We start from the raw sequence: 21,883 nt of genomic DNA, 5'->3' as shown, positions 1-21,883 counted from the left end.
GGCATGCACACGGTGGCCCTGTCGCAATCTGCAATTGCAGGGGTTGAGTAATGGCCTGATGTACCTGCCGGGTGGGCCGGTAGCGGCTGGCAGGTGCATGCCTTGAGTTGTTCGTCGCCTATGAAATTGAGCGCCGCCCGCGCGGCGCATCGCGAGCAAGCTCGCTCCTACATTTGTTTCGGGCCAATTATTCCTGGGGGGAGTTGCGCGCGCCCTTGGCGCATGGCGTGATATTGCGTTTTTCAAACAAGGCGGTCGCGCGCGGCTGTCACAGGCATAACTGGCCCGAAACGAATGGTGCGCGTTGGTGCCGGCTGCACTGGCCCGAAACGAATGGCACGCGTTGGTGCCGGCTGCACTGGCCCGAAACCAATGTAGGAGCGAGCTTGCTCGCGATGCGCCGCGCGGGCGGCGCTCGATTTGCGCACCACCACAAAAACCATGGCGTGCACACGGTGGCCCTGTCGCAATCTGCAATTGCAGGGGTTGAGTAATGGCCTGATGTACCTGCCGGGTGGGCCGGTAGCGGCTGGCAGGTGCATGCCTTGAGTTGTTCGTCGCCTATGAAATTGAGCGCCGCCCGCGCGGCGCATCGCGAGCAAGCTCGCTCCTACATTTGTTTCGGGCCAATTATTCCTGGGGGGAGTTGCGCGCCCCCTTGGCGCATGGCGTGATATTGCGTTTTTCAAACAAGGCGGTCGCGCGCGGCTGTTACAGGCATAACTGGCCCGAAACGAATGGTGCGCGTTGGCGCCGGCTGCACTGGCCCGAAACGAATGGCACGCGTTGGTGCAGGCTGCACTGGCCCCAAACCAATGTAGGAGCGAGCTTGCTCGCGATGCGCCGCGCGGGCGGCGCTCGATTTGCGCACCACCACAAAAACCAAATCATGCACACCATGCACACGGCGGCCTTGTCGCAATCCCCGGTCATGTATCTGCCCACTCACACTCTGTAACCGTAAACCTCATTGGGCCCGCCAGACATCGCTATCCTGCCCTAGACATGTCTTTCAAGGATGACCACATGCCCAAACCCCATGGCTGTCTACTACGTCGCGGAAGGTGTTCGGAGCCTGGCCGGCTGTACATGCTGACTTCGGTTACCTATCACCGCCGTCCATTGTTCCTGAACTTCCAATTTGCGCGCTTGGTAATTCAAATTCTTCGCAGAGCAGATCAGGAGCACCATTGCCGGTCATTGGCCTGGGTCGTGATGCCCGACCATGTGCATTGGCTGCTTGAGTTGAAAGACGTGACACTCGGGGCATTAATGCAGCGTTTCAAATCCCGAACCAGCCATGCTTTGCGCAAAGCTGGAGCAAGGGTGGTGCCGATCTGGCAGGCGGGTTATCACGACCGGGCTTTGCGTCATGATGATGATGTGGTGAAGGTCGCCAGATACATCATTGCCAATCCGCTAAGAGCAGGATTGGTCTCCAGGATTGGGGATTATCCGCACTGGGATGCGGTCTGGCTCTGAGGGCATGCTTTAAGGGACAGGAATGACTGGCCCGAAACAAATGTTGTAGCGAGCTTCGCTCGCGATGCGCCGCGCGGGCGGCGCTCGATCTACGCGCCCCTGAAGATCCCAAGGCAAGCCTCCTCAAACACACTCCATAACCCAAGACCTGCCCCACCCCACCCACATAACGTTAAACTGTCATCTCCCCAGCAATGGACAGGAGATCCGGTGTGACCCCACCCCGCAGTTTCCCCAGTGACCTCTGCCTCGACAGCCCGCGCCTGCAATTGCGCCCCATGCGCCATGCCGATGCCGCGCAGTGGTTGGCGATCATGGCCGACCCCGAGGTCATGCGCTATTGGCATCATGCACCCTGGCAAGACCTGGCCGAAGCCGAGAGCGCCCTGGCCGCCGACCGCGAAGCCTATGCCAATGGCGACCAGCTCAAGCTTGGCATGTACCGCCGCGACAACGGCGAACTGATCGGTATGGTCCAGCTGTTCAATATCGATGACGTTTCCCGCCGCGGCGAGATCGGCTACTGCCTGGCCAGCTCGGTTCAGGGCAGGGGATATATGGATGAAGCCTTGACCTGCTTCATCGACTACATCGCCAATACGCTGCATATGCGTCGTCTCGAAGGCGAGATCGACCCGCGCAACCAGGGTTCGGCACGCACGCTTGAGCGCCAGGGCTTCGTGCTGGAAGGCACCTTGCGGGCGCGCTGGTGCGTGGCTGGCGAGCTGTCCGACTCGGGTATTTACGGCTTGCTGCTGGAGCCGCCAGTAGTCTGATCTCGTAACACCCGAGCGTGAATTTGGAAGCGGGGCAGGGCCTGGGTTAAGGTCGTAGGCTGTCCCGTTTCTCTCAGGAATCCCCTTTGCCCGTTTTCTACCTGAGTATCAGCCTGCTGCTGTATCTGCTCGCCCTGTTCTTCGATGGTGCGCTGATGGGCGGCGAGCGTCACATGCCGGCCCTGCAGATGCTGCTGTACGGGCCATGGGGTATGCCATTCGGCTTGTACCAATGGTTCGCCAACCCACTGCTGGCCCTGGCCATCCTTGCCCATCGGCGGTTTCGCCGGCTGGCCTTGCTGGCCGGGCTTGGCGCGGCGTATCTGGCTGCCAGCAGTTTTGGCATCGACCGCTTGCCGGATAACCGCAGCTACGAGTTTCATGACCTTACCGGCTTTGGTGCAGGCTTCTACCTGTGGCTGGCAGCGATGGTGGTGTTTTGCCTTGGGCAAGCCTGGTTTTGCTGGAGGGCGCGAAGGGCTGACGACGTGCCAGGCTGGAACTGGCTTGATGTCGCCTTGATTGCGGCCCTGGGGGTAACGTTGTATGCAGCGACGCAAATGCCATCGCTGCGCTTCGAGCCAGGCAAGGTGTTGATGCCCCCGGAGCAGCCGCAGACGCTTTGAAACCCACAAGGAGGGTTAGCATGATCAAGCATTACCTGGCCGGCCTGGCACTGGCCTGCGTGCTACCGGTAGCGATGGCGGACGATTACACGGCGGCCTACGGGCAGTGCATGGACAAGGCTTCCAGCACCGTGGCCATGAACGCGTGCATCGGGGCTGAAACGCAAGTGCAGGACCAGCGGTTGAACCGGGTGTACAAGCAATTGATGGGCAAGCTGGATTCCGGGCAGCAGAAGAGCCTGAGGGATGTGCAACGCAAGTGGCTGACTTACCGTGATGGCAATTGCCAGTTCCATGTACAGGCCAGTGGCGGGACCCTGGCGCAGTTGGAAGGTGGCACCTGCATGATGGACATGACCCGCGCCCGCGCGGCGGAGCTGGAGCGGGTGCTTAGCCCTGGGCAGTAGCGCCTGTTCGGGCATGATTGGCCCACATTTGCAGGCGCGGGTTTAGCCGCGAACACCGGCTTTGCCGGTGTCATGCACCGGGTTGTCTTCTTCGCGGGTAAACCCGCTCCTACAGGGACTGCAAGGTGCTGGTTCTATTTGCGCGGTTGGCGCAGCGCCCGGGCCTTGAGGTACTCGCGTACTTCCACGGCATCCCCGGCAAACTCGATGCGCTCGGCCTTGGCTGCGCGCTGGTAGGCATACATCGGGTCGTAGTACTCGTTCAGCAAGCCTTCGATCCAGCCCCGGTGCAGGTCTACCGCGCCGCTGCGCTGCTGCTCTTGCAAGGCTTCGCGCAGCATCTCGGACAAGCGCTGATGGCGCTCTCCACCTAAACGCTTGTAGATATTGGCCATGCTCTGCAGCATGCGCTCGGCAAACAGCCGGGGACCGTCTTCCTCGCCATGCACGGCCTTGAACTCGGCGCTCAGGTTGACCACGTAGTCGCGCAGGATGCGCTCCACGCGGTTGGTGAAGCTGTCTTCAAGCCACACCAGGGGGTAATGCTGCATGCCTTGGTACAACTCCAGTGGCACCGTGCAACTGCCGACAATGCGGCCTTCATCTTCCAGCACGAACTGCTCGATACCGCGGTCGCGCTTTTTCAGCACGTCGATTGCCAGCTGGTTTTCAAAGTCGATCTGCGCCGGTTGCGCAGTGGCGCGCTTGCCGAAACTGGAGCCGCGATGGTTGGCGTGGCCTTCAAGGTCGAGCACGTTGTCCAGTTGGTGCAGGACATCGGTCTTGCCGGTACCGGTCAGGCCACCGACCAGCACGAAATCACATTGCTCCACCGCTTGCTGGGTGGTCTCCAGCAGGAAGGTACGCATGGCCTTGTAGCCGCCTTTGACACGCGGGTACTGAATACCCGCCTCATCGCGCAGCCAGCCCTGCACGATCTGCGAACGCAGGCCGCCACGGAAACAGTACAGGTAACCCTCAGGGTGGGTTTTGGCAAACGCCGCCCAGGCCTCCAGACGGGCCTGTTTGGTGGCGCCACTGACCAACTGGTGGCCCAGGGCGATGGCGGAGGCCTGGCCCTGTTGCTTGTAGCAGGTGCCGACCTTCTGCCGCTCCTGGTCGGTCATCAGCGGCAGGTTTACCACCCCAGGGAAGGCGCCTTTGGCGAATTCGACGGGGGCGCGCATGTCCATCATTGGCACGTCGTCGAGGAACAGCTGACGGAAGTCGGTGCAGTCGTGGCGCATCAGATCACCTCGACCGCATGGCTCTGTCGCTCGACCAGCTTGCCGATCGGGGACAGTTTCAGGCCTAGTTCGGCAGCCTCGGCAAGGAACTCGGCTTCACCCTCCGGGGCCACTGCTACCAGCAAACCACCGCTGGTTTGCGGGTCGCACAGCAGATGCTTCTGGTCGTCGCTGAGGGTGCCGATCTTGTGTCCGTAGCTGTCGTAGTTGCGCAGGGTTCCACCGGGGATGCAGCCCTCGGCCAGGTAGTGGTCGACGCTAGGCAGGCGTGGCACGGCGGCGTAGTCCAGGTGCGCGGTGAGGCCGCTGCCTTCGGCCAGCTCGACCAGGTGGCCGAGCAGGCCGAAGCCGGTGACGTCGGTCATGGCCTTGACCCCGTTCAGCTTGCCGAAGCGGCTGCCGGGCGTGTTGAGGGTGCACATCCAGTCGCGGGCCAGGCCCTGGTCCTGCGCGCGCAGCTTGGCCTTTTTCTCGGCAGTGGTGAGGATGCCGATGCCCAGGGGCTTGGTCAGGTACAGCTGGCAGCCTGCGCTGGCGGTGTCGTTGCGTTTGAGATGACGTTTATTGACCACGCCGGTGACGGCCAGGCCAAAGATTGGCTCGGGCGCGTCGATCGAGTGGCCGCCGGCCAGCGGGATACCGGCTTCGGCGCATACCGCACGGCCGCCGCGGATGACTTCGCGGGCGACTTCCGGTGGCAGCACGTTGACCGGCCAGCCAAGGATGGCGATGGCCATCAACGGGTCGCCGCCCATGGCATAGATGTCGCTGATGGCGTTGGTGGCGGCAATGCGGCCGAAGTCGTAAGGGTCATCGACGATCGGCATGAAGAAGTCGGTGGTCGAAACCACGCCGCGCTCGTCGTCCAGCGCGTACACTGCTGCATCGTCGCGTGAGGCATTGCCGACCCACAGTTTCGGGTCCAGGGCCTGGGTGCCGCTTTCGGCGAGGATCACGTCCAGCACCTTGGGGGATATCTTGCAACCACAGCCGGCGCCATGGCTGTACTGGGTCAGGCGAATCGGCTCGCTCATATGCACCTCTGCAGGTCAAATTGTTGCGCGATTGTAGCAAAGCTGGCCTTTGGGCCCTTGCCTCTTATAATTCCCGGTGCCGGCAAATGTGTCGGCACTTCCCCGCTATTGAACCGGAGAACACCCATGCTCAAACGCCCCTTGGCGCTCGCCGCCGGCCTCGTGCTGTCTTGCTGTGCTGTTGTCGTTCAGGCCGCCGAAATCCTGCGGGTCAGCGCCATCCCCGACGAAGCGCCGACCGAACTGCAGCGCAAGTTCAAGCCTTTGGGTGAGTACCTGGCCAAGCAACTGGGCATGGAGGTGAAGTTCGTACCCGTGGCCGACTACCCGGCGGTGGTCGAGTCGCTGGCCGCAGACCGCCTCGACCTGGCCTGGCTGGGGGGCTTCACGTTCGTTCAGGTGCACCTGAAGGACCCGACCGCCACGCCACTGGTACAGCGTGAGCAGGACGCACAGTTCACGTCCAAGTTCATCACCGCCAACCCCGACGTGAAAAGCCTGAGCGATCTGAAGGGCAAGTCGTTTGCCTTCGGTTCCATTTCGTCTACTTCGGGCAGCCTGATGCCGCGTTACTTCATGCTCAAGCAGGACAATATCAAGCCTGAAGATTACTTCAGCCGCGTGGCCTATTCCGGCGCCCACGATGCCACCGTGGCCTGGGTGCAGGCTGGCAAGGTCGATGGTGGCGTGCTGAACGCCAGCGTGTGGCAGAAGCTGGTGGATGCCGGCAAGGTCGATACCACCAAGGTGAAGGTGTTCGCCACCACCCCGACCTACTTCGACTACAACTGGACCGTGCGCGGCAACATGGACCCGGCGTTGAAACAGAAAATCAAGAAAGCCTTCCTGGACCTTGACCCGAGCAATCCGGAGCACAAGGCCATCCTTGACCTGCAGGCCGCCAGCCGTTTCATCGAGACCAAGCCTGAGAACTACAAGGGCACCGAACAAGCTGCACGCGAGGCCGGCCTGCTCAAGTGACAGCTTCGAATGTGGCAATCCATCTGCACGGTGCCAGCCTGCGCCATGGCCAGGTACGCGCGCTTGATGCGGTGAGCCTGCGCATCGCGCAGGGCGAGCGTGTGGCCATCATCGGGCCGTCGGGAGCGGGCAAGTCCAGCTTGCTGCACCTGATGGCCACGGCCGTTCAGCCCAGCAGTGGGCGCCTTGAGTTGCTTGGCGAGCAGCCTTGGGCACTGTCGGCAAGGGCACGCCAGCGCCTGCGCGCGAGGGTTGGCCTGGTGCATCAGTCGCCGCCTTTGCCACCGCGTCAGCGGGTGGTGACCGCAGTGCTGGCGGGTCGTCTGGGGCAGTGGGGTACGCTGCGTAGTTTGCTCAACCTGCTGTGTCCCAGCGATGTGCCGGGGGCGCGCGAGGCGTTGGCCGAACTGGGCCTGGCCGACAAGCTGTTCGTGCAGTGTGGGCAGTTGTCCGGTGGCCAGTTGCAGCGGGTGGGCATTGCTCGGGCGTTGTACCAGCGGCCGCAGGTGCTGCTGACCGACGAACCGGTATCGGCCATGGACCCGGTGTTGGCTGACCACAGCCTCGCCTTGCTCAATCGCCATGCCCAAGCCACTGGCGTGACGTTGGTGGCGAGCCTGCACGCTGTAGAGCTGGCGCTGGCGCATTTTCCGCGGGTGATTGGTATTCGTGAAGGGCAGGTTGTGTTCGACTGCCCGGCGGAAGCCGTCACCGAACAGCTGCTGGAAGCGCTATACGCCAACGAGCAACTGGCTCCGCCGCCAACCCAGGAGCCGACCCTGACCGTGCAGATTCCGCGATGCTGAAGGCTGACGTCCGCGACCCGGCGCTGCTGCCGCGGTTGTTGCTGGCCCTGTTGGCGGTGGCAGTACTCTGGCCGGCTATCCAGTCAAGCGAACTGAACCCTTGGGTGCTGCTGCAGGCGGACAACCGTCAGCAGATTGCCAGCTTCACCAGCGCCTTCTGGCCGCCGGCACATGATGCCGATTTTCTTGCGCTACTGTATGAGGCCACCTTGCAGACCCTGGCCGTGGCGACTGCCGGCATGGCGCTGGCGTTGTTGTTGGCGATCCCGGCTGCCTTGCTGGCCAGCCGTGCCTTGTCCTTGCGCGCCGCTTCACGCGGCGGGCGGGCCGGGTTCTGGTCGCGAATGTTGCGCCTGCCGGTGCGCGGGCTGCTGATTTTCCTGCGTAGCGTGCCGGAGATCGTCTGGGCGTTACTGTTCGTGCGCGCCGTGGGGCTGGGGCCGACGGCGGGCGTACTGGCTATCGCCATCACCTACAGTGGCATGCTCGGCAAGGTTTACGCCGAAATATTCGAGTCAGTCGACCAGCGCCCTGCGCATGCCTTGTTGCAGGCGGGCAGTGGCCGGCTGGCGGCGTTTTTCTACGGCATCCTGCCCAATGCCGCCAGCGAAGTGGTGTCGTACACCGTATACCGCTGGGAGTGCGCGGTGCGGGCTTCGGTGGTGATGGGCTTCGTCGGTGCTGGCGGGCTTGGCCAGCAGATCGACCTGTCGATGCGCATGTTTGCGGGTGCGCAAGTGGCAAGCATGCTGTTGACGTTCCTGCTGCTGGTGATCCTGGCCGACCTGCTCAGCCGCCTGCTGCGCTGGAGGCTGGCATGAACCGGGTAATCAACCTGCTCCTGCTGGGCTCCCTCGCGGTAGCGGTGGCGGCCTCGTTCGCATACCTGGAACTGGACTTGCACGCACTGGTCGGCAATGGCGGGCTGGGGCAGATGGGCGAGTACGCCGGGCGCTTCTTGCAGCCGGATCTGTCTACCGGCCACCTCAAGGCAGTGTGGCGCGGGGCGCTGGAAACCCTGGCCATGTCTGGCATGGGCACCTTGTTGGCAATGGTATTGGGAATGTTGCTGGCACTGCCGGCGGCGGGCCGCTTCGGTTGGCCGTTGCAAGGGGCGGCGCGTCTGCTGCTGAATGCCTTGCGTGCCATTCCTGAACTGGTGTGGGCAGCGCTGACTGTGCTGGCGGCCGGGCTGGGGCCGAATGCCGGTACCCTGGCTTTGGCGTTGCACACCGCTGGCGTGCTGGGGCGGCTGTTTGCCGAGGCGCTTGAGAACGCCCCGCCCGAGCCGGCGGCGGCGATCCGTTTGCAGGGGGGCAGCCAGGTGGCGGCGTTCTGCTTTGGCACCCTGCCCAACCTGTGGCCGCAGTTACTGGCCTACAGCTTGTACCGCTGGGAGAACAACATCCGCATGGCCAGCGTGCTCGGGTTCGTCGGGGCGGGTGGGTTGGGGCAGATGCTGTACACCACCTTGAGCCTGTTCCAGGAGGCCCAGGCCAGCACGGTGATCATCGGTATGTTGGTGTTGGTGTTGTTTGTGGATCTGTTGAGTGATGTATTGCGTCAGCGTTATGTACGGGCCTGATGGGTAGGCGGGGTTGCAAGGCATCCCCAAAAATCTCTCAGACGCTTACGGCCTCGGCACACTGCGCCTCCCGCTGCATCGACTCCAGGTTGCGCTCGATCGTCTCGCAGATGGTATCCATCTGGATCTGATGCTCGCTGAACCTGAACGGGCTCTGCAAATCCGTGCCGATGCGCTCGATAGCCAGCAACATGAACCCTACCACCGTCGACGCCAGCGGCGTGAACCAGCCCAGCGACTCCACCAGCCCCACCGGCACGATCAGGCAGAACAGCGTGATGAACAGCCGTGGGAAATACACATAGGGGTAGGGCAGCGGCGTATTGGCAATCCGCTCCATGCCACCCTGGGCGTTAGACAGGTCTACCAGCGTCGACTCCAGTCGCGCCAGGCGAATGCTGTCCAGCCGCCCGGCCTGGTACTCCCGCGCGAGCAAGGCCGCAGAGCCACTGAGGATGTCATTGGCGAAATTGTTCGAGCGGTTGCGCCGTTCGAACTCCGCCGGGGGGATGAAGGCCATCAGTTCCTCCGGGCAGCTTTCGCCTTTCAAGTGCGCCGCCAGGCAGTTCACATAGGCGATATGCCGGCGCAGCAGGGTGGCCTTGACCGGGTTCAGGCCGTCATCCGGGTCATCGATCAGCGTCAGCGTCTGCCGGGCGAAGCTGCGCGAACTGTTCACCAGCGCGCCCCACAGGGTACGAGCCTCCCACCAGCGGTTGTAGGCGCTGCTGTTGCGAAAACTCACCAGCACCACCAGGGCTGAGCCCAGCAGGGTCAGCGGGATCAGTGGCAGGGTGAACTTGCTGTTCAAGAACAGCATGAAGTCGAGGGTGACCAGCACATCCCAGATCAGCAGCCAGAACAGCGACCAGCCGATATAGCCGATGGTCTTCACCACCAGGCGGTACTTGCGGGCGATGACGTCTTTCACGCGGGGGCACCTCGAAACGCGGGGGATGCAGGATGGGACGCCGAGGCTCGTCGAAGGTTCGAGGGTTGAATGTTGCAAGGGATTTTGTAGCTGAAACGAAGGGAAAAATCCGACCGGCCTATCAGATGTGCCTGAATTCCTGATTCAGCTCAAAAACGACAGAGTGGGCCGCTTCAATCCTTGAATGGGTGTATCCATAAGGACACGACTGGGTGACCACTTGATGTTTCTCGTTGAACAGAGGAAAGCTTTGCCGCTTGGCTATCGAGCTTGAGAGATTTGAGGGCCAGGCTGGCGATAGGTCGTAGGCTGGAGCGAGCAGCGGCGGGCAATCTTGGTGACTTCAAGTGGCTTGGAGGCGGTATTGGTGAGCTTCGCATCGACATAGCTGCCGGTTATCGCGTCTATTTCACGCAAAAGGGGCAGAGGTTGGTTTTACTGCTGGTCGGCGGCGACAAGTCCACCCAGGCCGCCGACATCCTCAAAGCCAGAAAGCTGCTGAAGGAGATGAAATGAGCGAAAAATTGATCCCGTTTGATATGGCAGCCTTGTTGAGCAGCGATGAGGCAATCAGTGAATACCTTAGCCAAGTGCTATCAGATGGCGATACCGAGGAAATCATTCGAGCACTTGGCCATATCGCTCGTGCACGGGGCATGACACATATTGCTACGGAGAGTGGGCTGGGTAGAGAAAGCCTGTACAAGGCGCTGAGCCCTGGCGCGAAGCCTCGTTTTGACACTGTATTGAGGGTCATTCGTGCTCTGGGGGTGGACCTTCTCGTTCAGCCGCATGTAATGACCCGCTGATCCAGCTCGGTTAAGCCAGTATTTGCTTCATCTGCACCAACGCTACCCGCGTGCCGTCCCACGCCTGCCGCTTCTCTATGCCGAACGGTGTGAAGCCCAGCTGTGGATAAAGCAGCAGGCCGGCGGTGTTGTGATTGAAGCATGACACCCAAACCTCCCGGGCGCTGTACTGCTGGCGGGCGAGGTCGATCATGGCCGTTACCAGATAACGCGCTACACCAAGGCCGCGGGCGCTGGGGGCCACCACTACGTTGCCCAGGGCACATAGGCCGCCATGTTCGGCTTTGTAGAAATTGGCGAAGGCCAGGACAGCGCCGTTACCTTCCACTACCGTGGAGCCGCTGCGTTGGGCTATGGCGTCGCTCAGCTGGTTGGGGGTGAGGGGGTAGGTGGCTTTGGGGAACATGTAGAACAGTTCGTCCGGGCTCTGCGGGAAGCTGCAGATAACGGGGATGTCTTCTGGCCGGATGGGGCGGTGGGTCAGGTGCATGGCAGGTCCTTCTCGCGTTGGCTGGCAGGGCCTCTCCGCGGGTAAACCCGCTCCCTCAGGTACTGCACAAGGCTCAAATCCTGTGCAGGCCCTGTGGGAGCGGGTTTACCCGCGAAGAGGCCATCAGCCTCACATCATAGGCCGCTTTCCATCCAACACCGCGCCCCGATTCACGGCTTGGCGGCCACCGCCACGTAGCCTTTGACCGCAGCCGGCGCCCTCGGCTTGGCCTTGTGTGCCAACAGGTACTGATAGCGCCGCCATTCCTTGTCGATCTCGTTGAATGACATGAATACGCTGATGCGCGCCTTGCCCGCCAGGTCCGGGCGCTTGCCGGCGTCGATCTCGCTGGTGGGAATGATGGCGACGTTGATGCCTACCACCTTGCCGTCATCGGCAAACACAGGCCCACCCGACATGCCCTTGGTGATCGGGCCGTCATGTACTGAGTAGAAGACACTGCCAGGCGTACCTTCAAGCCGTACCAGCGACGACAGGGCATGGCCCTTGCCCTGCATCGGCATCATGAAACTGTTGAAGCCTACCGCCGTCACGGCTTCCCCAGGCACGTACTGGCGCCAGTGCGGCACGCTGCTGGCTTTGTGCTTGAAGAACACTACGTCACCGAGGCCCTCGTGGACCACGTTGCGCAGGAAGGGGGTGTGTTTGGCGGTTACAGCGTAATCCTCGTTCCACTGGATGGCGCTGGCCATCAGCAACATGGGCAGCGGGGCACCTGAGGTAACCACGAACGCCTGGCTGTAGACGGGATCTGAAACGTACGACGTTGGCACTCCATTGCACCCACTGAGCAGCATCATTGCCGCCATGCAGGGCGCGATTGTTTTCATGGGACACACATTGCGTGGAGAAAGGGGAGCGCCACTATGGCGAAGTGCCATTACTCTAACAATACTTTCGGAATATATCTGACGAATGACAGCTTAAGTGCTACTGCGAGGCGCGGCCAATAGAATGCAGGTATGGGGGGAGGCGTGGGAGTCAGGGGGGCGGCGTCAATGACGGGCGTGAATCGCAGGCACAAAAAAACCGACCGTAAGGTCGGTTTTTTCCGGATTTGGTGCCCCGAGGGAGACTCGAACTCCCACTCCTTTCGAAAACGGATTTTGAATCCGCCGCGTCTACCAATTCCGCCATCAGGGCGTGGCGCGCAGTATAAAGAGGTGCCGCTGGTCGGTCAATCGGCTTTCATGGTCAATTTTCACACATTGGGCTAAACTTCCCGGCCCTGCCGAACCGAACATCATCATGCGCGTCGCCGATTTTTCCTTCGAACTCCCTGATTCCCTGATCGCCCGCCACCCGTTGGCCGAGCGCCATGGCAGCCGTCTGCTGGTGCTCGATGGGCCTACCGGCGCGCTGGCGCACCGGCAATTCCCCGACTTGCTCGACTATCTGCGCCCCGGCGACTTGATGGTGTTCAACAACACCCGGGTGATCCCGGCGCGGTTGTTTGGCCAGAAAGCCTCCGGCGGCAAGCTGGAGGTACTGGTCGAACGCGTGCTCGACAGCCACCGGGTGCTGGCCCATGTGCGCGCCAGCAAGGCGCCCAAGGTAGGCGCGGTCATCCTCATCGATGGCGGTGGCGAGGCCGAAATGGTCGCGCGTCATGACACGCTGTTCGAGCTTCGCTTCACCGAAGAGGTGCTGCCGTTGCTCGACCGTGTCGGCCATATGCCGTTGCCGCCCTATATCGACCGCCCGGACGAGGGCGCCGACCGTGAGCGCTACCAGACCGTGTACGCCCAGCGCGCCGGTGCGGTCGCCGCACCTACTGCAGGCCTGCACTTTGACGAGGCGCTGCTGGAAAAGATCGCAGCCAAGGGTGTCGAACGCGCCTTCGTCACCCTGCATGTGGGCGCCGGCACCTTCCAGCCGGTGCGGGTCGACAAGATCGAAGACCACCACATGCATAAAGAGTGGCTCGAAGTGGGCCAGGACGTGGTCGATGCCATAGAGGCCTGCCGGGCCCGTGGTGGTCGGGTGATCGCGGTTGGCACCACCAGTGTGCGTTCGCTGGAAAGCGCCGCGCGTGATGGCGTGCTCAAGGCCTTCAGTGGCGACACCGACATCTTCATCTACCCGGGCCGCCCGTTCCATGTGGTCGATGCCCTGGTCACCAACTTCCATCTGCCGGAGTCCACGCTGCTGATGCTGGTCTCGGCTTTCGCCGGCTACCCCGAGACCATGGCTGCCTATGCAGCGGCGGTCGAGCACGGGTACCGCTTCTTCAGTTACGGTGATGCCATGTTCATCACCCGCAATCCGGCGCCACGCGGGCCCGAGGATCAAGCATGAGTCGCACCTGTCGAATGTCCTTCGAACTGCTGGCCACCGACGGCAAGGCCCGTCGTGGTCGCATCACCTTCCCACGTGGCACCGTGGAAACCCCGGCATTCATGCCGGTGGGTACCTATGGCACGGTCAAGGGCATGCTGCCACGCGATATCGAGGCCATTGGCGCCGAGATGATCCTTGGCAACACCTTCCACCTGTGGCTGCGTCCGGGCACCGAGGTGATCAAGAAGCACAACGGTCTGCACGATTTCATGCAGTGGAAAGGCCCGATCCTCACCGACTCCGGTGGTTTCCAGGTGTTCAGCCTGGGTGCCATGCGCAAGATCAAGGAAGAGGGCGTGACCTTCGCCTCGCCAGTCGATGGCTCGAAGGTGTTCATGGGCCCGGAAGAGTCGATGCAGGTGCAGCGTGACCTGGGCTCGGACGTGGTAATGATCTTCGACGAGTGCACCCCGTACCCGGCCGAGCACGATGTGGCACGCACTTCCATGGAGCTGTCGCTGCGCTGGGCCCAGCGCTCGAAGAACGCCCACGCCGACAACACCGCCGCGCTGTTCGGCATTGTCCAGGGTGGCATGTACCAGGACCTGCGCATGCGCTCGCTGGAAGGCCTGGAGAATATCGGTTTCGATGGCCTGGCCATCGGCGGCCTGTCGGTGGGCGAGCCCAAGCACGAAATGATCAAGGTGCTGGATTACCTGCCGGGCCAGATGCCTGCTGACAAACCTCGTTACCTTATGGGGGTAGGCAAACCGGAAGATCTCGTTGAGGGTGTGCGCCGCGGCGTCGACATGTTCGACTGCGTGATGCCGACGCGTAACGCGCGCAACGGTCATCTGTTCGTCGATACAGGGGTGATCAAGATCCGCAACGCGTTCCATCGTCACGATGAATCGCCGCTGGACCCGACCTGTGACTGCTATACCTGCACCAACTTCTCGCGCGCCTATCTCCATCATCTGGACAAATGCGGCGAAATGCTGAGCAGCATGCTGAATACCATCCACAACTTGCGCCATTATCAGCGCTTGATGGCCGGTTTACGCGAGGCTATTCAACAGGGTAAATTGGCCGCCTTTGTCGACGCCTTCTACGCCAAGCGCGGGCTTCCTGTACCGCCCTTGGACTGACTGTCCGCATCCATTATTAGAAAATTACATTAGGAGTGCCCAATGAGCTTCTTCATCCCCGCCGCATACGCGGACGCTGCAGCACCTGCCGCTGGCCCAGCCGGTACCGGCTTCGAGTGGATTTTCCTGGTCGGTTTCCTGGTCATCTTCTACCTGATGATCTGGCGCCCGCAGGCCAAACGCGCGAAAGAGCAGAAGAACCTGCTGAGCAACTTGCAGAAAGGTGACGAAGTTGTCACCAACGGCGGCATCGCCGGCAAGATCGTCAAGGTTTCCGATGATTTCGTGGTGCTGGAAGTGTCCGACACTGTCGAGCTGAAGTTCCAGAAGGGTGCCATTGCTGCGACCCTGCCAAAAGGTACGCTCAAGGCTATCTGAGTTACCGGTTTTATTTTCCAGTCGGGGCGCGCAACGCGCCCCGCGTCTTGAACGGGCGGCGTGATGCTGAACAAATATCCTCTGTGGAAATATGCACTGATCGTGCTGGTACTGGTGGTCGGTTTCATTTATTCCGCTCCCAACCTCTACCCGGATGACCCGGCGGTACAGATCAGCGGTGCCAGTTCGGCGCTGCAGGTGAATCAGGCCGACCTCGATCGCGTCAGCAAGGCGCTGGTCGATGCCAAGATCGCTGTAAAGGGCGCAAGCCTGGGTGAAAAGGGTAGCGGGCTGATCCGCCTGACCAATCAGGAAGACCAGCTGCCAGCCAAGGATGTAGTGCGCAAGGCACTGGGCGATGATTACGTCGTGGCCCTGAACCTGGCTCAGACTACCCCGCAATGGCTGCGCAACCTGGGCGCAAGCCCGATGAAGCTGGGCCTGGACCTGTCCGGTGGTGTGCACTTCCTGCTGGAAGTGGACATGGACAAGGCCATGACTGCCCGCATGAAAGTCTACGAAGGCGAGGTCAAGACCTTGCTGCGCAAAGAGCGCATCCGCTACCGCAGCCTGCCTCAGCAGGATGGCGGCATCATGCTGGGCTTCGCTGACGATACTGCCCGCGAACAGGCACGTGCCCTGATCCGCAAGAATTTCAATGATTTCGACCTGACCACCACCGAGCGCAACGAGCTTGCGGTGCTGCGTCTGGCGCTGACCCAGGCGAAAGTCGCCGAGATCCGCGAATACTCGATCAAGCAGAACCTCACCACCGTGCGCAACCGCGTAAACGAACTGGGTGTGGCCGAGCCGCTGGTACAGCGCCAGGGCGCCAACCGTATCGTGGTCGAACTGCCAGGTGTGCAGGACACTGCCGAAGCCAAGCGTATCCTTGGTAAAACGGCCAACCTTGAGTTCCGCTTCGGTGCCGAGCCGGGCGCGTCCAAGGCCACCACCGAGGTGTTCGAGTTCCGTGAAGGCGGCCGCTCCGCTGCCGTCGAGCGTGGCCTGATCATCACCGGTGACCAGGTTACCGACGCCCAGGCCAGTTTTGACGAGCATGGTAGCCCGCAGGTGAACATCCGCCTGGATGGTCACGGTGGCGAGCTGATGAGTCGTGCTACCCGTAGCAACGTCGGCCGTAGCATGGCGGTGATCTTCATCGAGCAGAAGCCGGTGACCCGCTACGTCAAGCAGACTGTCGGTGGCGTCGAGAAGGACGTTGCCGTACAAAGTTTTGTGGAAGAGAAGAAAATCATCAGCCTGGCGACCATCCAGTCGCCGCTGGGCAGCCAGTTCCGCATTACCGGCCTGAACGGCCAGGGCGAATCTTCGGAGCTGGCACTGCTGCTGCGTGCCGGTGGCCTGGCCGCGCCAATGTACTTCGCTGAAGAGCGTACCATTGGGCCAAGCCTGGGTGCCGACAACATCACCAAGGGTATCGACGCCTCGCTGTGGGGCATGTTGTTTGTCTCTCTGTTCATCATTGCCATCTACCGCGCCTTCGGCGTGCTGGCCACCATCGCCCTGGCGGGCAACATGGTGCTGCTGCTGGCGTTGATGTCGCTGCTGGGGGCGACCCTGACCCTGCCGGGCATCGCTGGCATCGTATTGACCATGGGTATGGCGGTGGACGCCAACGTGCTGATCTTCTCGCGTATTCGCGAAGAGATCGCTGCTGGCATGTCGGTGCAGCGCGCCATTCACGAAGGCTTCAATCGCGCCTACTCGGCAATCGTCGACGCCAACCTGACCACTCTGTTGGTCGGCGGGATCCTGTTCGCCATGGGTACCGGCCCGGTCAAAGGCTTTGCTGTCACCATGTCCCTCGGGATTTTCACCTCGATGTTCACTGCCATCATGGTGACCCGTGCATTGGTCAACCTGACCTGTGGCGGGCGTGACATCAAGAAGCTGTGGGTTTGAGGGAGCTGCGATGAAAACCATCAATTTCATGGGTGTGCGCAAAGTCGCGTTCGCCGTCACCGTGCTCCTCACCGTGCTGGCGCTGTTCAGTTGGTGGCAAAAGGGCCTGAACCTCGGGCTGGACTTCACCGGGGGCACGCTGATCGAGTTGACCTACGAACGCCCGGCCGACGTCAAGGCTGTGCGTGCCGAGCTGGTCAATTCCGGCTTCCACGAAGCCGTGGTTCAGAGCTTCGGTGCTACCACCGACCTGTTGGTACGCATGCCGGGCGACGACCCGATGCTGGGTAACAAGGTGGCCGAAGCCCTGCAGAAGGTTGGCGGCGACAACCCGGCCAAGGTCAAGCGTGTCGAGTTCGTCGGCCCGCAAGTGGGTGAAGAGCTGCGTGACCAGGGCGGCTTGGGCATGCTTCTGGCCCTGGGCGGCATCCTCATCTACCTGGCGTTCCGCTTCCAGTGGAAGTTCGCCGTGGGGGCGATCGTTTCGCTGATCCACGACGTGGTGGTAACGCTGGGTATCCTGTCGTTCTTCCAGATCACCTTTGACCTGACGGTGCTGGCGGCGGTGCTGGCGATCATCGGTTACTCGCTGAACGACACCATTGTCGTGTTCGACCGGGTGCGCGAGAACTTCCGCGTGATGCGCAAGGCCTCGTTGATCGAGAACATCAACATTTCCACCACCCAGACCCTGCTGCGTACCGTCGCCACTTCGGTTTCGACCCTGTTGGCCATCGCCTCGTTGCTGTTCTTCGGGGGTGACAACCTGTTCGGTTTCTCACTGGCACTGTTCATTGGTGTCATGGCCGGTACTTACTCGTCGATCTATATCGCCAACGTGGTACTGATCTGGCTGAACCTGAGCAGCGAAGATCTCATTCCGCCGGTCAAGGCCGAGGGTGTGGACGAGCGTCCGTAAGTTCTTCCCTGCGCCGCCTGGCGGTGAAAAGGCGCGAGTGTTGAACTCGCGCCTTTTTTTTTGCTCCAAGGCTGGGAGAAGCGCGGGTTCTTGCCCGCTGGTACGATCAGGAGGTTCACGTGAATAAATCAATGCTGGTGGGTGCGGTGCTGGGTGCTGTCGGTGTAACTGCCGGAGGTGCTGTGGCGACCTACAGCTTGGTGAACAAAGGCCCTGAAGTCGCCCAGGTGACTGACGTGCAGCCGATCAAGCAGCAGGTGAAAACCCCGCGTGAAGTTTGCAAGGACGTGACTGTGACGCGGCAGGCGCCGGTCAAGGATCAACACCAGATTGCCGGTACCGTAGTCGGTGCGTTGGCAGGTGGTCTGTTGGGTAACCAGATTGGTGGCGGTACCGGCAAGAAGATTGCCACGGTGGCCGGTGCGGTCGGTGGTGGTTATGCGGGTAACAAGGTGCAGGAAGGCATGCAGGAGCGTGATACCTACACAACCACGCAAACCCGCTGCAACACGGTCAACGACATCAGCGAGAAGGTAGTGGGCTACAACGTGACCTATTCCATCGGTGATCAGGTAGGCAAGGTGAAGATGGATCGCGAACCGGGGTCGACCATTCCGTTGGACAAGAATGGCAAGTTGATCCTGAGCGAAGCTGGTCAGTAATTTGCGTTGTCTGTACGGGCCTCTTCGCGGGTAAACCCGCTCCTACAGGGGCAATGCGATCCATGTAGGAGCGGGTTTACCCGCGAAGAGGCCGGCACAGGCCACGCAAAACCACCAAGCACAAAAAAAGCACCTCGAGAGGTGCTTTTTGTTTGCCGGCAATCTGCGCTTAGCGCTTCATGCTTTCTGGCAGGTGTGGCTGGATGGCAGTCAGTACCGCCTTGAAGCACTTGATGTTGCCTGCAACGATGTGGCCTTTGTCGAGGAAGTCGTGGCCGCCGTTGAAGTCGCTCACCAGGCCACCGGCTTCCTGGATCAGCAGCACGCCAGCTGCCATGTCCCATTCGGACAGGCCCGACTCCCAGAAGGCGTCGAAGCGGCCAGCGGCCACGTAGGCCAGGTCCAGGCTGGCGGAGCCGGCGCGGCGGATGCCGGCGGTCTGGCCGGTCAAGGCGCGGAACATGCCCAGGTAGTTGTCCATGTCCGCCATCTGGCCATCACGGAATGGGAAGCCGGTGCCCAGCAGGGCGCCTTCCAGGCTTGTACGCGAGCTGACGCGCAGGCGGCGGCCGTTGAGTTGGGCGCCACGGCCCCGGCTGGCGGTGAATTCTTCCTGTCGAACCGGGTCGACGATCACGGCGTGCTCAAGGCGACCGCGGTACTTGCAGGCGATGCTGACGGCGAAGTGCGGGATGCCGCGCAGGAAGTTGGTGGTGCCGTCCAGCGGATCGATGATCCACAGGTAATCCTTGCCTTCTTCGCCGCTACCCGCGTGCAGACCGGTTTCCTCGCCCTGGATGGAGTGGTTCGGGTAGGCCTTGCGCAGGGCGTTGACGATGCTTTGCTCGGCGGCGCGATCGACTTCGGAAACGTAGTCCTTGGCCTCTTTCTCATCGACCTTGATGCTATCCAGGCGTTCGATGGAGCGGAAAATCAGTTCACTGGCGCTGCGAGCGGCGCGCAGGGCGATATTCAGCATAGGCTGCATGGGCGGGTCACCTGGAGATGTTAAAGAAGAAAGCCGATCATTCTAGCAGAAAACTTTGGCGGCAGAAGTGTCACATTTGCTTTCATGGCGTTACGTCTGTCGGTTCTGTAAGATCGAAGGCCCTGATTCCTGCATCTGTGAGCACAACACCTTGCTGCAAAATATTCGTGTTGTTCTGGTCAATACCAGCCACCCCGGCAACATCGGCGGCGCTGCGCGTGCCATGAAAAACATGGGCTTGTCGCGTCTGGTGCTGGTGCAGCCGAAAGAATTCCCCGCCTTGGATGCCAGTGCCCGTGCCTCGGGCGCCGACGACTTGCTGGATAACGCCCAGGTGGTCGACAGCCTCGAACAGGCGCTGGTCGGCTGCAACCTGGTGATGGGCACCAGCGCCCGCGAGCGCAGCATTCCCTGGCCGTTGATCGGCCCGCGTGAGTGCGGTGCCAAGGCGGTGGAACATGCCAATGGCGGCGAGGAAATCGCCCTGGTGTTCGGGCGCGAACACGCCGGCCTGACCAACGAAGAACTGCAGCGATGTCACTTCCATGTGCACATTCCCTCCAATCCCGACTTCAGCTCGCTGAACCTGGCTGCTGCCGTGCAGGTGCTCTCCTACGAGGTGCGCATGGCCTGGCTGGCTGCCGGCGAGGTGCCGGGCAAAGTCGAGAAGATTGATGCCACTGAGCTGGCGACCATGGATGAAATGGAGCTGTTCTACGACCACCTGGAGAAAACCCTGGTGGGCATTGGCTTCCTCGACCCCGAAAAGCCCAAGCACCTGATGCCGCGCCTGCGCCGGCTGTATGGGCGGGTGGCGGTCGAGCGTTCGGAAATGAGCATTTTGCGCGGCATCCTCACCGAGACCCAGAAAGTGGTCCGGGGCGAGCCGCATAAACGGAAGGACTGACAGATGTTCGAACGCCTGCGTGAAGATATTCAAAGCGTATTCCACCGTGACCCGGCTGCGCGCAATGCCTTCGAGGTGCTCACCTGCTACCCCGGCATGCATGCCATCTGGCTGCACCGCCTGGGCAATGCCCTGTGGAGGCGTGATTTCAAATGGCTGGCCCGGCTGGTGTCGAATTTCGGCCGCTGGCTGACCGGTATCGAAATCCACCCGGGCGCCACCATTGGCCGGCGCTTTTTCATCGACCACGGTATGGGCATCGTCATTGGCGAAACCGCCGAGATCGGCGATGACGTCACCCTGTACCAGGGCGTGACGCTCGGTGGCACCAGCTGGAACAAAGGCAAGCGCCACCCCACCTTGGAGAACGGCGTGGTGGTAGGGGCGGGAGCCAAGGTGCTTGGGCCTTTCACCGTCGGCGCCGGGGCCAAGATCGGTTCCAATGCGGTGGTCACCAAGGCGGTGCCGGCAGGGGCTACGGCGGTGGGCATTCCGGGGCGGATCATCGTCAAGAGCGAGGACACCGAAGTCGAAGCCAAGCGTAAGGCAATGGCCGAGAAGATCGGCTTTGACGCCTATGGTGTCAGCGGCGACATGCCCGACCCGGTGGCGCGCGCCATCGGCCAGATGCTCGACCATCTGCAGGCTGTCGACGAACGGTTGGAGGGTATGTGTGGCGCGCTGACCAAGATGGGCAGTGACTATTGTGCCAAGGAACTGCCGGCCTTGCCGGAGGACGACTTCACCGAGGTTGCCCAGGTGGTCCAGCGCGACACCCAGTCGCATTGATTGCGCCGCACTGAAATCATGGTGACATGCGGGGCGTGTGCTCACGCCCCTCGTCTGCTACAATCGCGCCCGCCTCCCCGATGCAAACCCGACTAAAGCAGTAGGTCTAATAGTTGACTTAAATGCTCGGGAATCGCATACTCGCACACATCCCGAAACTCCCGTGGTACCCAATAGCCATGCGACTGACTACCAAAGGCCGATACGCTGTGACCGCCATGCTCGACCTGGCGTTGCACGCGAAGCATGGGCCGGTGTCTTTGGCCGATATTTCCGAGCGCCAGGGCATTTCCCTCTCTTATCTGGAGCAGCTGTTCGCCAAGCTGCGCCGCAGCAGCCTGGTTTCCAGCGTGCGCGGTCCGGGCGGTGGCTACCAGCTGTCGCGGGGCATGGAAACCATCCAGGTGGCCCAGGTCATCGATGCGGTCAACGAATCGGTCGATGCCACCCGTTGCCAGGGCCTCGGGGACTGCCATGCCGGTGATACCTGCCTGACCCACCACCTGTGGTGCGACCTCAGCCAGCAGATCCATGAATTCCTCAGCGGTATAAGCCTGGCCGACCTCGTCAAGCGCCGTGATGTGCAGGAAGTCGCCCAGCGCCAGGACCTGCGGCGTGTCGCAGGACGAACCGCCCAGCTGGACAAGATTGAGACGTCTGCCGTCGATTGACCCCCTGGGACGACGAGCGA

The 21,883-nt window shown here is 61.6% G+C and carries 26 protein-coding genes and 1 tRNA gene; 20 read left to right on the top strand and 7 right to left on the bottom strand.

Annotated elements, in window-relative coordinates:
• Positions 1 to 107: 107 nt before the first annotated feature.
• The 5 genes from J3A98_RS19990 to J3A98_RS19970 all read left to right on the top strand — a co-directional run bounded on the left by J3A98_RS19990 (position 108) and on the right by J3A98_RS19970 (position 3,291).
• Positions 108 to 494: a hypothetical protein gene (locus tag J3A98_RS19990; RefSeq protein WP_209967951.1), complete on the top strand. Its 387-nt coding sequence runs from the start codon at positions 108 to 110 to the stop codon at positions 492 to 494.
• 532 nt (positions 495 to 1,026) lie between these two features.
• Positions 1,027 to 1,482: a transposase gene (locus tag J3A98_RS19985; RefSeq protein WP_209967949.1), complete on the top strand. Its 456-nt coding sequence runs from the start codon at positions 1,027 to 1,029 to the stop codon at positions 1,480 to 1,482.
• Between the two features lie 212 nt (positions 1,483 to 1,694).
• Positions 1,695 to 2,258 carry a GNAT family N-acetyltransferase gene (locus J3A98_RS19980; RefSeq protein WP_021781750.1) on the top strand — a complete coding sequence of 188 codons (564 nt, stop codon included), beginning with the start codon at positions 1,695 to 1,697 and terminating at the stop codon, positions 2,256 to 2,258.
• A gap of 86 nt (positions 2,259 to 2,344) precedes the next feature.
• Entirely contained in the window at positions 2,345 to 2,884 is a 540-nt protein-coding gene (locus tag J3A98_RS19975; RefSeq protein ID WP_176685516.1) for a hypothetical protein, read from the top strand.
• A gap of 20 nt (positions 2,885 to 2,904) precedes the next feature.
• A complete protein-coding gene (locus J3A98_RS19970) occupies positions 2,905 to 3,291 on the top strand; it encodes a lysozyme inhibitor LprI family protein (protein ID WP_209967947.1) in 387 nt (128 codons plus the stop codon).
• 134 nt (positions 3,292 to 3,425) lie between these two features.
• On the opposite strand, the gene mnmH is transcribed toward J3A98_RS19970, so the two are convergent.
• Together mnmH and selD are read right to left on the bottom strand one after the other, a co-directional pair.
• A complete protein-coding gene (gene mnmH / locus J3A98_RS19965) occupies positions 3,426 to 4,538 on the bottom strand; it encodes a tRNA 2-selenouridine(34) synthase MnmH (protein ID WP_209967945.1) in 1,113 nt (370 codons plus the stop codon).
• Positions 4,538 to 5,572: a selenide, water dikinase SelD gene (selD, locus tag J3A98_RS19960; protein WP_209967943.1), complete on the bottom strand. Its 1,035-nt coding sequence runs from the start codon at positions 5,570 to 5,572 to the stop codon at positions 4,538 to 4,540. The genes mnmH and selD overlap by 1 nt, the downstream gene beginning before the upstream one ends.
• A 126-nt stretch (positions 5,573 to 5,698) precedes the next feature.
• Between selD and J3A98_RS19955 the strand changes: the two genes are divergently transcribed.
• Genes J3A98_RS19955 through phnE form a run of 4 tightly spaced genes read left to right on the top strand, consistent with a single transcriptional unit; the run spans position 5,699 to position 8,944 of the window.
• Positions 5,699 to 6,553 carry a putative selenate ABC transporter substrate-binding protein gene (locus tag J3A98_RS19955; RefSeq protein WP_209967941.1) on the top strand — a complete coding sequence of 285 codons (855 nt, stop codon included), beginning with the start codon at positions 5,699 to 5,701 and terminating at the stop codon, positions 6,551 to 6,553.
• A complete protein-coding gene (locus J3A98_RS19950; RefSeq protein ID WP_209967938.1) occupies positions 6,550 to 7,359 on the top strand; it encodes an ATP-binding cassette domain-containing protein in 810 nt (269 codons plus the stop codon). Before J3A98_RS19955 ends, J3A98_RS19950 begins: the two co-directional genes overlap by 4 nt.
• Positions 7,353 to 8,180: an ABC transporter permease gene (locus tag J3A98_RS19945; RefSeq protein WP_209967936.1), complete on the top strand. Its 828-nt coding sequence runs from the start codon at positions 7,353 to 7,355 to the stop codon at positions 8,178 to 8,180. Before J3A98_RS19950 ends, J3A98_RS19945 begins: the two co-directional genes overlap by 7 nt.
• Positions 8,177 to 8,944 (top strand): phosphonate ABC transporter, permease protein PhnE, encoded by a 768-nt coding sequence (gene phnE / locus J3A98_RS19940; RefSeq protein ID WP_176685523.1) that lies wholly within the window; start codon positions 8,177 to 8,179, stop codon positions 8,942 to 8,944. The genes J3A98_RS19945 and phnE overlap by 4 nt, the downstream gene beginning before the upstream one ends.
• A 37-nt stretch (positions 8,945 to 8,981) precedes the next feature.
• On the opposite strand, the gene J3A98_RS19935 is transcribed toward phnE, so the two are convergent.
• Positions 8,982 to 9,875, bottom strand: a complete 894-nt coding sequence (locus J3A98_RS19935) for a bestrophin family ion channel (protein ID WP_176685524.1) — start codon at positions 9,873 to 9,875, stop codon at positions 8,982 to 8,984.
• Between the two features lie 270 nt (positions 9,876 to 10,145).
• Between J3A98_RS19935 and J3A98_RS19930 the strand changes: the two genes are divergently transcribed.
• Positions 10,146 to 10,391 (top strand): type II toxin-antitoxin system RelE/ParE family toxin, encoded by a 246-nt coding sequence (locus J3A98_RS19930; protein ID WP_245354985.1) that lies wholly within the window; start codon positions 10,146 to 10,148, stop codon positions 10,389 to 10,391.
• Positions 10,388 to 10,684 carry an addiction module antidote protein gene (locus J3A98_RS19925; protein ID WP_176685525.1) on the top strand — a complete coding sequence of 99 codons (297 nt, stop codon included), beginning with the start codon at positions 10,388 to 10,390 and terminating at the stop codon, positions 10,682 to 10,684. The genes J3A98_RS19930 and J3A98_RS19925 overlap by 4 nt, the downstream gene beginning before the upstream one ends.
• A gap of 10 nt (positions 10,685 to 10,694) precedes the next feature.
• Here the strand turns inward: J3A98_RS19925 and J3A98_RS19920 are convergent, their stop codons facing one another.
• The 3 genes from J3A98_RS19920 to J3A98_RS19910 all read right to left on the bottom strand — a co-directional run bounded on the left by J3A98_RS19920 (position 10,695) and on the right by J3A98_RS19910 (position 12,338).
• Positions 10,695 to 11,174 (bottom strand): GNAT family N-acetyltransferase, encoded by a 480-nt coding sequence (locus tag J3A98_RS19920; RefSeq protein WP_209967934.1) that lies wholly within the window; start codon positions 11,172 to 11,174, stop codon positions 10,695 to 10,697.
• Between the two features lie 170 nt (positions 11,175 to 11,344).
• Complete coding sequence (locus tag J3A98_RS19915) at positions 11,345 to 11,992, bottom strand: trypsin-like peptidase domain-containing protein (protein ID WP_209969919.1); 648 nt, start codon at positions 11,990 to 11,992, stop codon at positions 11,345 to 11,347.
• A gap of 261 nt (positions 11,993 to 12,253) precedes the next feature.
• Positions 12,254 to 12,338 (bottom strand) — tRNA-Leu (locus J3A98_RS19910).
• A gap of 105 nt (positions 12,339 to 12,443) precedes the next feature.
• On the opposite strand from J3A98_RS19910, the gene queA reads away from it, so the two are divergent.
• From queA to J3A98_RS19880, 6 genes are all read left to right on the top strand, one after another.
• The gene (gene queA, locus J3A98_RS19905) at positions 12,444 to 13,493 is read left to right on the top strand and encodes a tRNA preQ1(34) S-adenosylmethionine ribosyltransferase-isomerase QueA (RefSeq protein WP_021781763.1); all 1,050 of its coding nucleotides are present in this window, start codon (positions 12,444 to 12,446) and stop codon (positions 13,491 to 13,493) included.
• 14 nt (positions 13,494 to 13,507) lie between these two features.
• Entirely contained in the window at positions 13,508 to 14,623 is a 1,116-nt protein-coding gene (gene tgt, locus J3A98_RS19900; RefSeq protein ID WP_014589748.1) for a tRNA guanosine(34) transglycosylase Tgt, read from the top strand.
• Positions 14,624 to 14,665: 42 nt separating this feature from the next.
• A complete protein-coding gene (gene yajC / locus J3A98_RS19895; protein WP_003248556.1) occupies positions 14,666 to 15,001 on the top strand; it encodes a preprotein translocase subunit YajC in 336 nt (111 codons plus the stop codon).
• A gap of 63 nt (positions 15,002 to 15,064) precedes the next feature.
• Positions 15,065 to 16,927, top strand: a complete 1,863-nt coding sequence (gene secD / locus J3A98_RS19890) for a protein translocase subunit SecD (protein ID WP_209967932.1) — start codon at positions 15,065 to 15,067, stop codon at positions 16,925 to 16,927.
• 10 nt (positions 16,928 to 16,937) lie between these two features.
• The gene (gene secF / locus J3A98_RS19885; RefSeq protein WP_209967929.1) at positions 16,938 to 17,846 is read left to right on the top strand and encodes a protein translocase subunit SecF; all 909 of its coding nucleotides are present in this window, start codon (positions 16,938 to 16,940) and stop codon (positions 17,844 to 17,846) included.
• A gap of 119 nt (positions 17,847 to 17,965) precedes the next feature.
• Positions 17,966 to 18,508 (top strand): glycine zipper 2TM domain-containing protein, encoded by a 543-nt coding sequence (locus tag J3A98_RS19880; RefSeq protein ID WP_010952063.1) that lies wholly within the window; start codon positions 17,966 to 17,968, stop codon positions 18,506 to 18,508.
• A gap of 169 nt (positions 18,509 to 18,677) precedes the next feature.
• On the opposite strand, the gene suhB is transcribed toward J3A98_RS19880, so the two are convergent.
• Positions 18,678 to 19,496, bottom strand: a complete 819-nt coding sequence (gene suhB / locus J3A98_RS19875; protein ID WP_003248548.1) for an inositol-phosphate phosphatase — start codon at positions 19,494 to 19,496, stop codon at positions 18,678 to 18,680.
• A gap of 151 nt (positions 19,497 to 19,647) precedes the next feature.
• Between suhB and trmJ the strand changes: the two genes are divergently transcribed.
• The 3 genes from trmJ (at position 19,648) to iscR (ending at position 21,863) form a co-directional block, all read left to right on the top strand.
• Positions 19,648 to 20,403 carry a tRNA (cytosine(32)/uridine(32)-2'-O)-methyltransferase TrmJ gene (trmJ, locus tag J3A98_RS19870; RefSeq protein WP_176685529.1) on the top strand — a complete coding sequence of 252 codons (756 nt, stop codon included), beginning with the start codon at positions 19,648 to 19,650 and terminating at the stop codon, positions 20,401 to 20,403.
• 3 nt (positions 20,404 to 20,406) lie between these two features.
• A complete protein-coding gene (gene cysE, locus J3A98_RS19865; RefSeq protein WP_209967927.1) occupies positions 20,407 to 21,192 on the top strand; it encodes a serine O-acetyltransferase in 786 nt (261 codons plus the stop codon).
• Positions 21,193 to 21,371: 179 nt separating this feature from the next.
• On the top strand, positions 21,372 to 21,863 hold the full coding sequence (iscR, locus tag J3A98_RS19860; protein WP_003248542.1) for a Fe-S cluster assembly transcriptional regulator IscR: 492 nt from the start codon (positions 21,372 to 21,374) through the stop codon (positions 21,861 to 21,863).
• The last annotated feature ends 20 nt before the right edge of the window (positions 21,864 to 21,883 follow it).

This window comes from Pseudomonas sp. BP6, from assembly GCF_017875935.1.
Classification (GTDB): domain Bacteria; phylum Pseudomonadota; class Gammaproteobacteria; order Pseudomonadales; family Pseudomonadaceae; genus Aquipseudomonas; species Aquipseudomonas putida_Y.
The sequence above is the reverse complement of the archived record's forward strand: the minus strand, read 5'-3'. Positions and strand labels throughout refer to the sequence as shown.

Excerpts from the sequence above, each read along its gene's own strand:
- queA (WP_021781763.1), top strand. The coding sequence starts at position 12,444 with ATGCGCGTCGCCGATTTTTCCTTCGAACTCCCTGATTCCCTGATCGCC.
- secD (WP_209967932.1), top strand. The coding sequence starts at position 15,065 with ATGCTGAACAAATATCCTCTGTGGAAATATGCACTGATCGTGCTGGTA.
- J3A98_RS19955 (WP_209967941.1), top strand. The coding sequence starts at position 5,699 with ATGCTCAAACGCCCCTTGGCGCTCGCCGCCGGCCTCGTGCTGTCTTGC.
- yajC (WP_003248556.1), top strand. The coding sequence starts at position 14,666 with ATGAGCTTCTTCATCCCCGCCGCATACGCGGACGCTGCAGCACCTGCC.
- J3A98_RS19925 (WP_176685525.1), top strand. The coding sequence starts at position 10,388 with ATGAGCGAAAAATTGATCCCGTTTGATATGGCAGCCTTGTTGAGCAGC.
- cysE (WP_209967927.1), top strand. The coding sequence starts at position 20,407 with ATGTTCGAACGCCTGCGTGAAGATATTCAAAGCGTATTCCACCGTGAC.
- secF (WP_209967929.1), top strand. The coding sequence starts at position 16,938 with ATGAAAACCATCAATTTCATGGGTGTGCGCAAAGTCGCGTTCGCCGTC.
- J3A98_RS19920 (WP_209967934.1), bottom strand. The coding sequence starts at position 11,174 with ATGCACCTGACCCACCGCCCCATCCGGCCAGAAGACATCCCCGTTATC.
- selD (WP_209967943.1), bottom strand. The coding sequence starts at position 5,572 with ATGAGCGAGCCGATTCGCCTGACCCAGTACAGCCATGGCGCCGGCTGT.
- tgt (WP_014589748.1), top strand. The coding sequence starts at position 13,508 with ATGTCCTTCGAACTGCTGGCCACCGACGGCAAGGCCCGTCGTGGTCGC.
- J3A98_RS19970 (WP_209967947.1), top strand. The coding sequence starts at position 2,905 with ATGATCAAGCATTACCTGGCCGGCCTGGCACTGGCCTGCGTGCTACCG.
- suhB (WP_003248548.1), bottom strand. The coding sequence starts at position 19,496 with ATGCAGCCTATGCTGAATATCGCCCTGCGCGCCGCTCGCAGCGCCAGT.
- mnmH (WP_209967945.1), bottom strand. The coding sequence starts at position 4,538 with ATGCGCCACGACTGCACCGACTTCCGTCAGCTGTTCCTCGACGACGTG.
- J3A98_RS19915 (WP_209969919.1), bottom strand. The coding sequence starts at position 11,992 with ATGCTGCTCAGTGGGTGCAATGGAGTGCCAACGTCGTACGTTTCAGAT.
- J3A98_RS19945 (WP_209967936.1), top strand. The coding sequence starts at position 7,353 with ATGCTGAAGGCTGACGTCCGCGACCCGGCGCTGCTGCCGCGGTTGTTG.
- J3A98_RS19985 (WP_209967949.1), top strand. The coding sequence starts at position 1,027 with ATGCCCAAACCCCATGGCTGTCTACTACGTCGCGGAAGGTGTTCGGAG.
- phnE (WP_176685523.1), top strand. The coding sequence starts at position 8,177 with ATGAACCGGGTAATCAACCTGCTCCTGCTGGGCTCCCTCGCGGTAGCG.
- iscR (WP_003248542.1), top strand. The coding sequence starts at position 21,372 with ATGCGACTGACTACCAAAGGCCGATACGCTGTGACCGCCATGCTCGAC.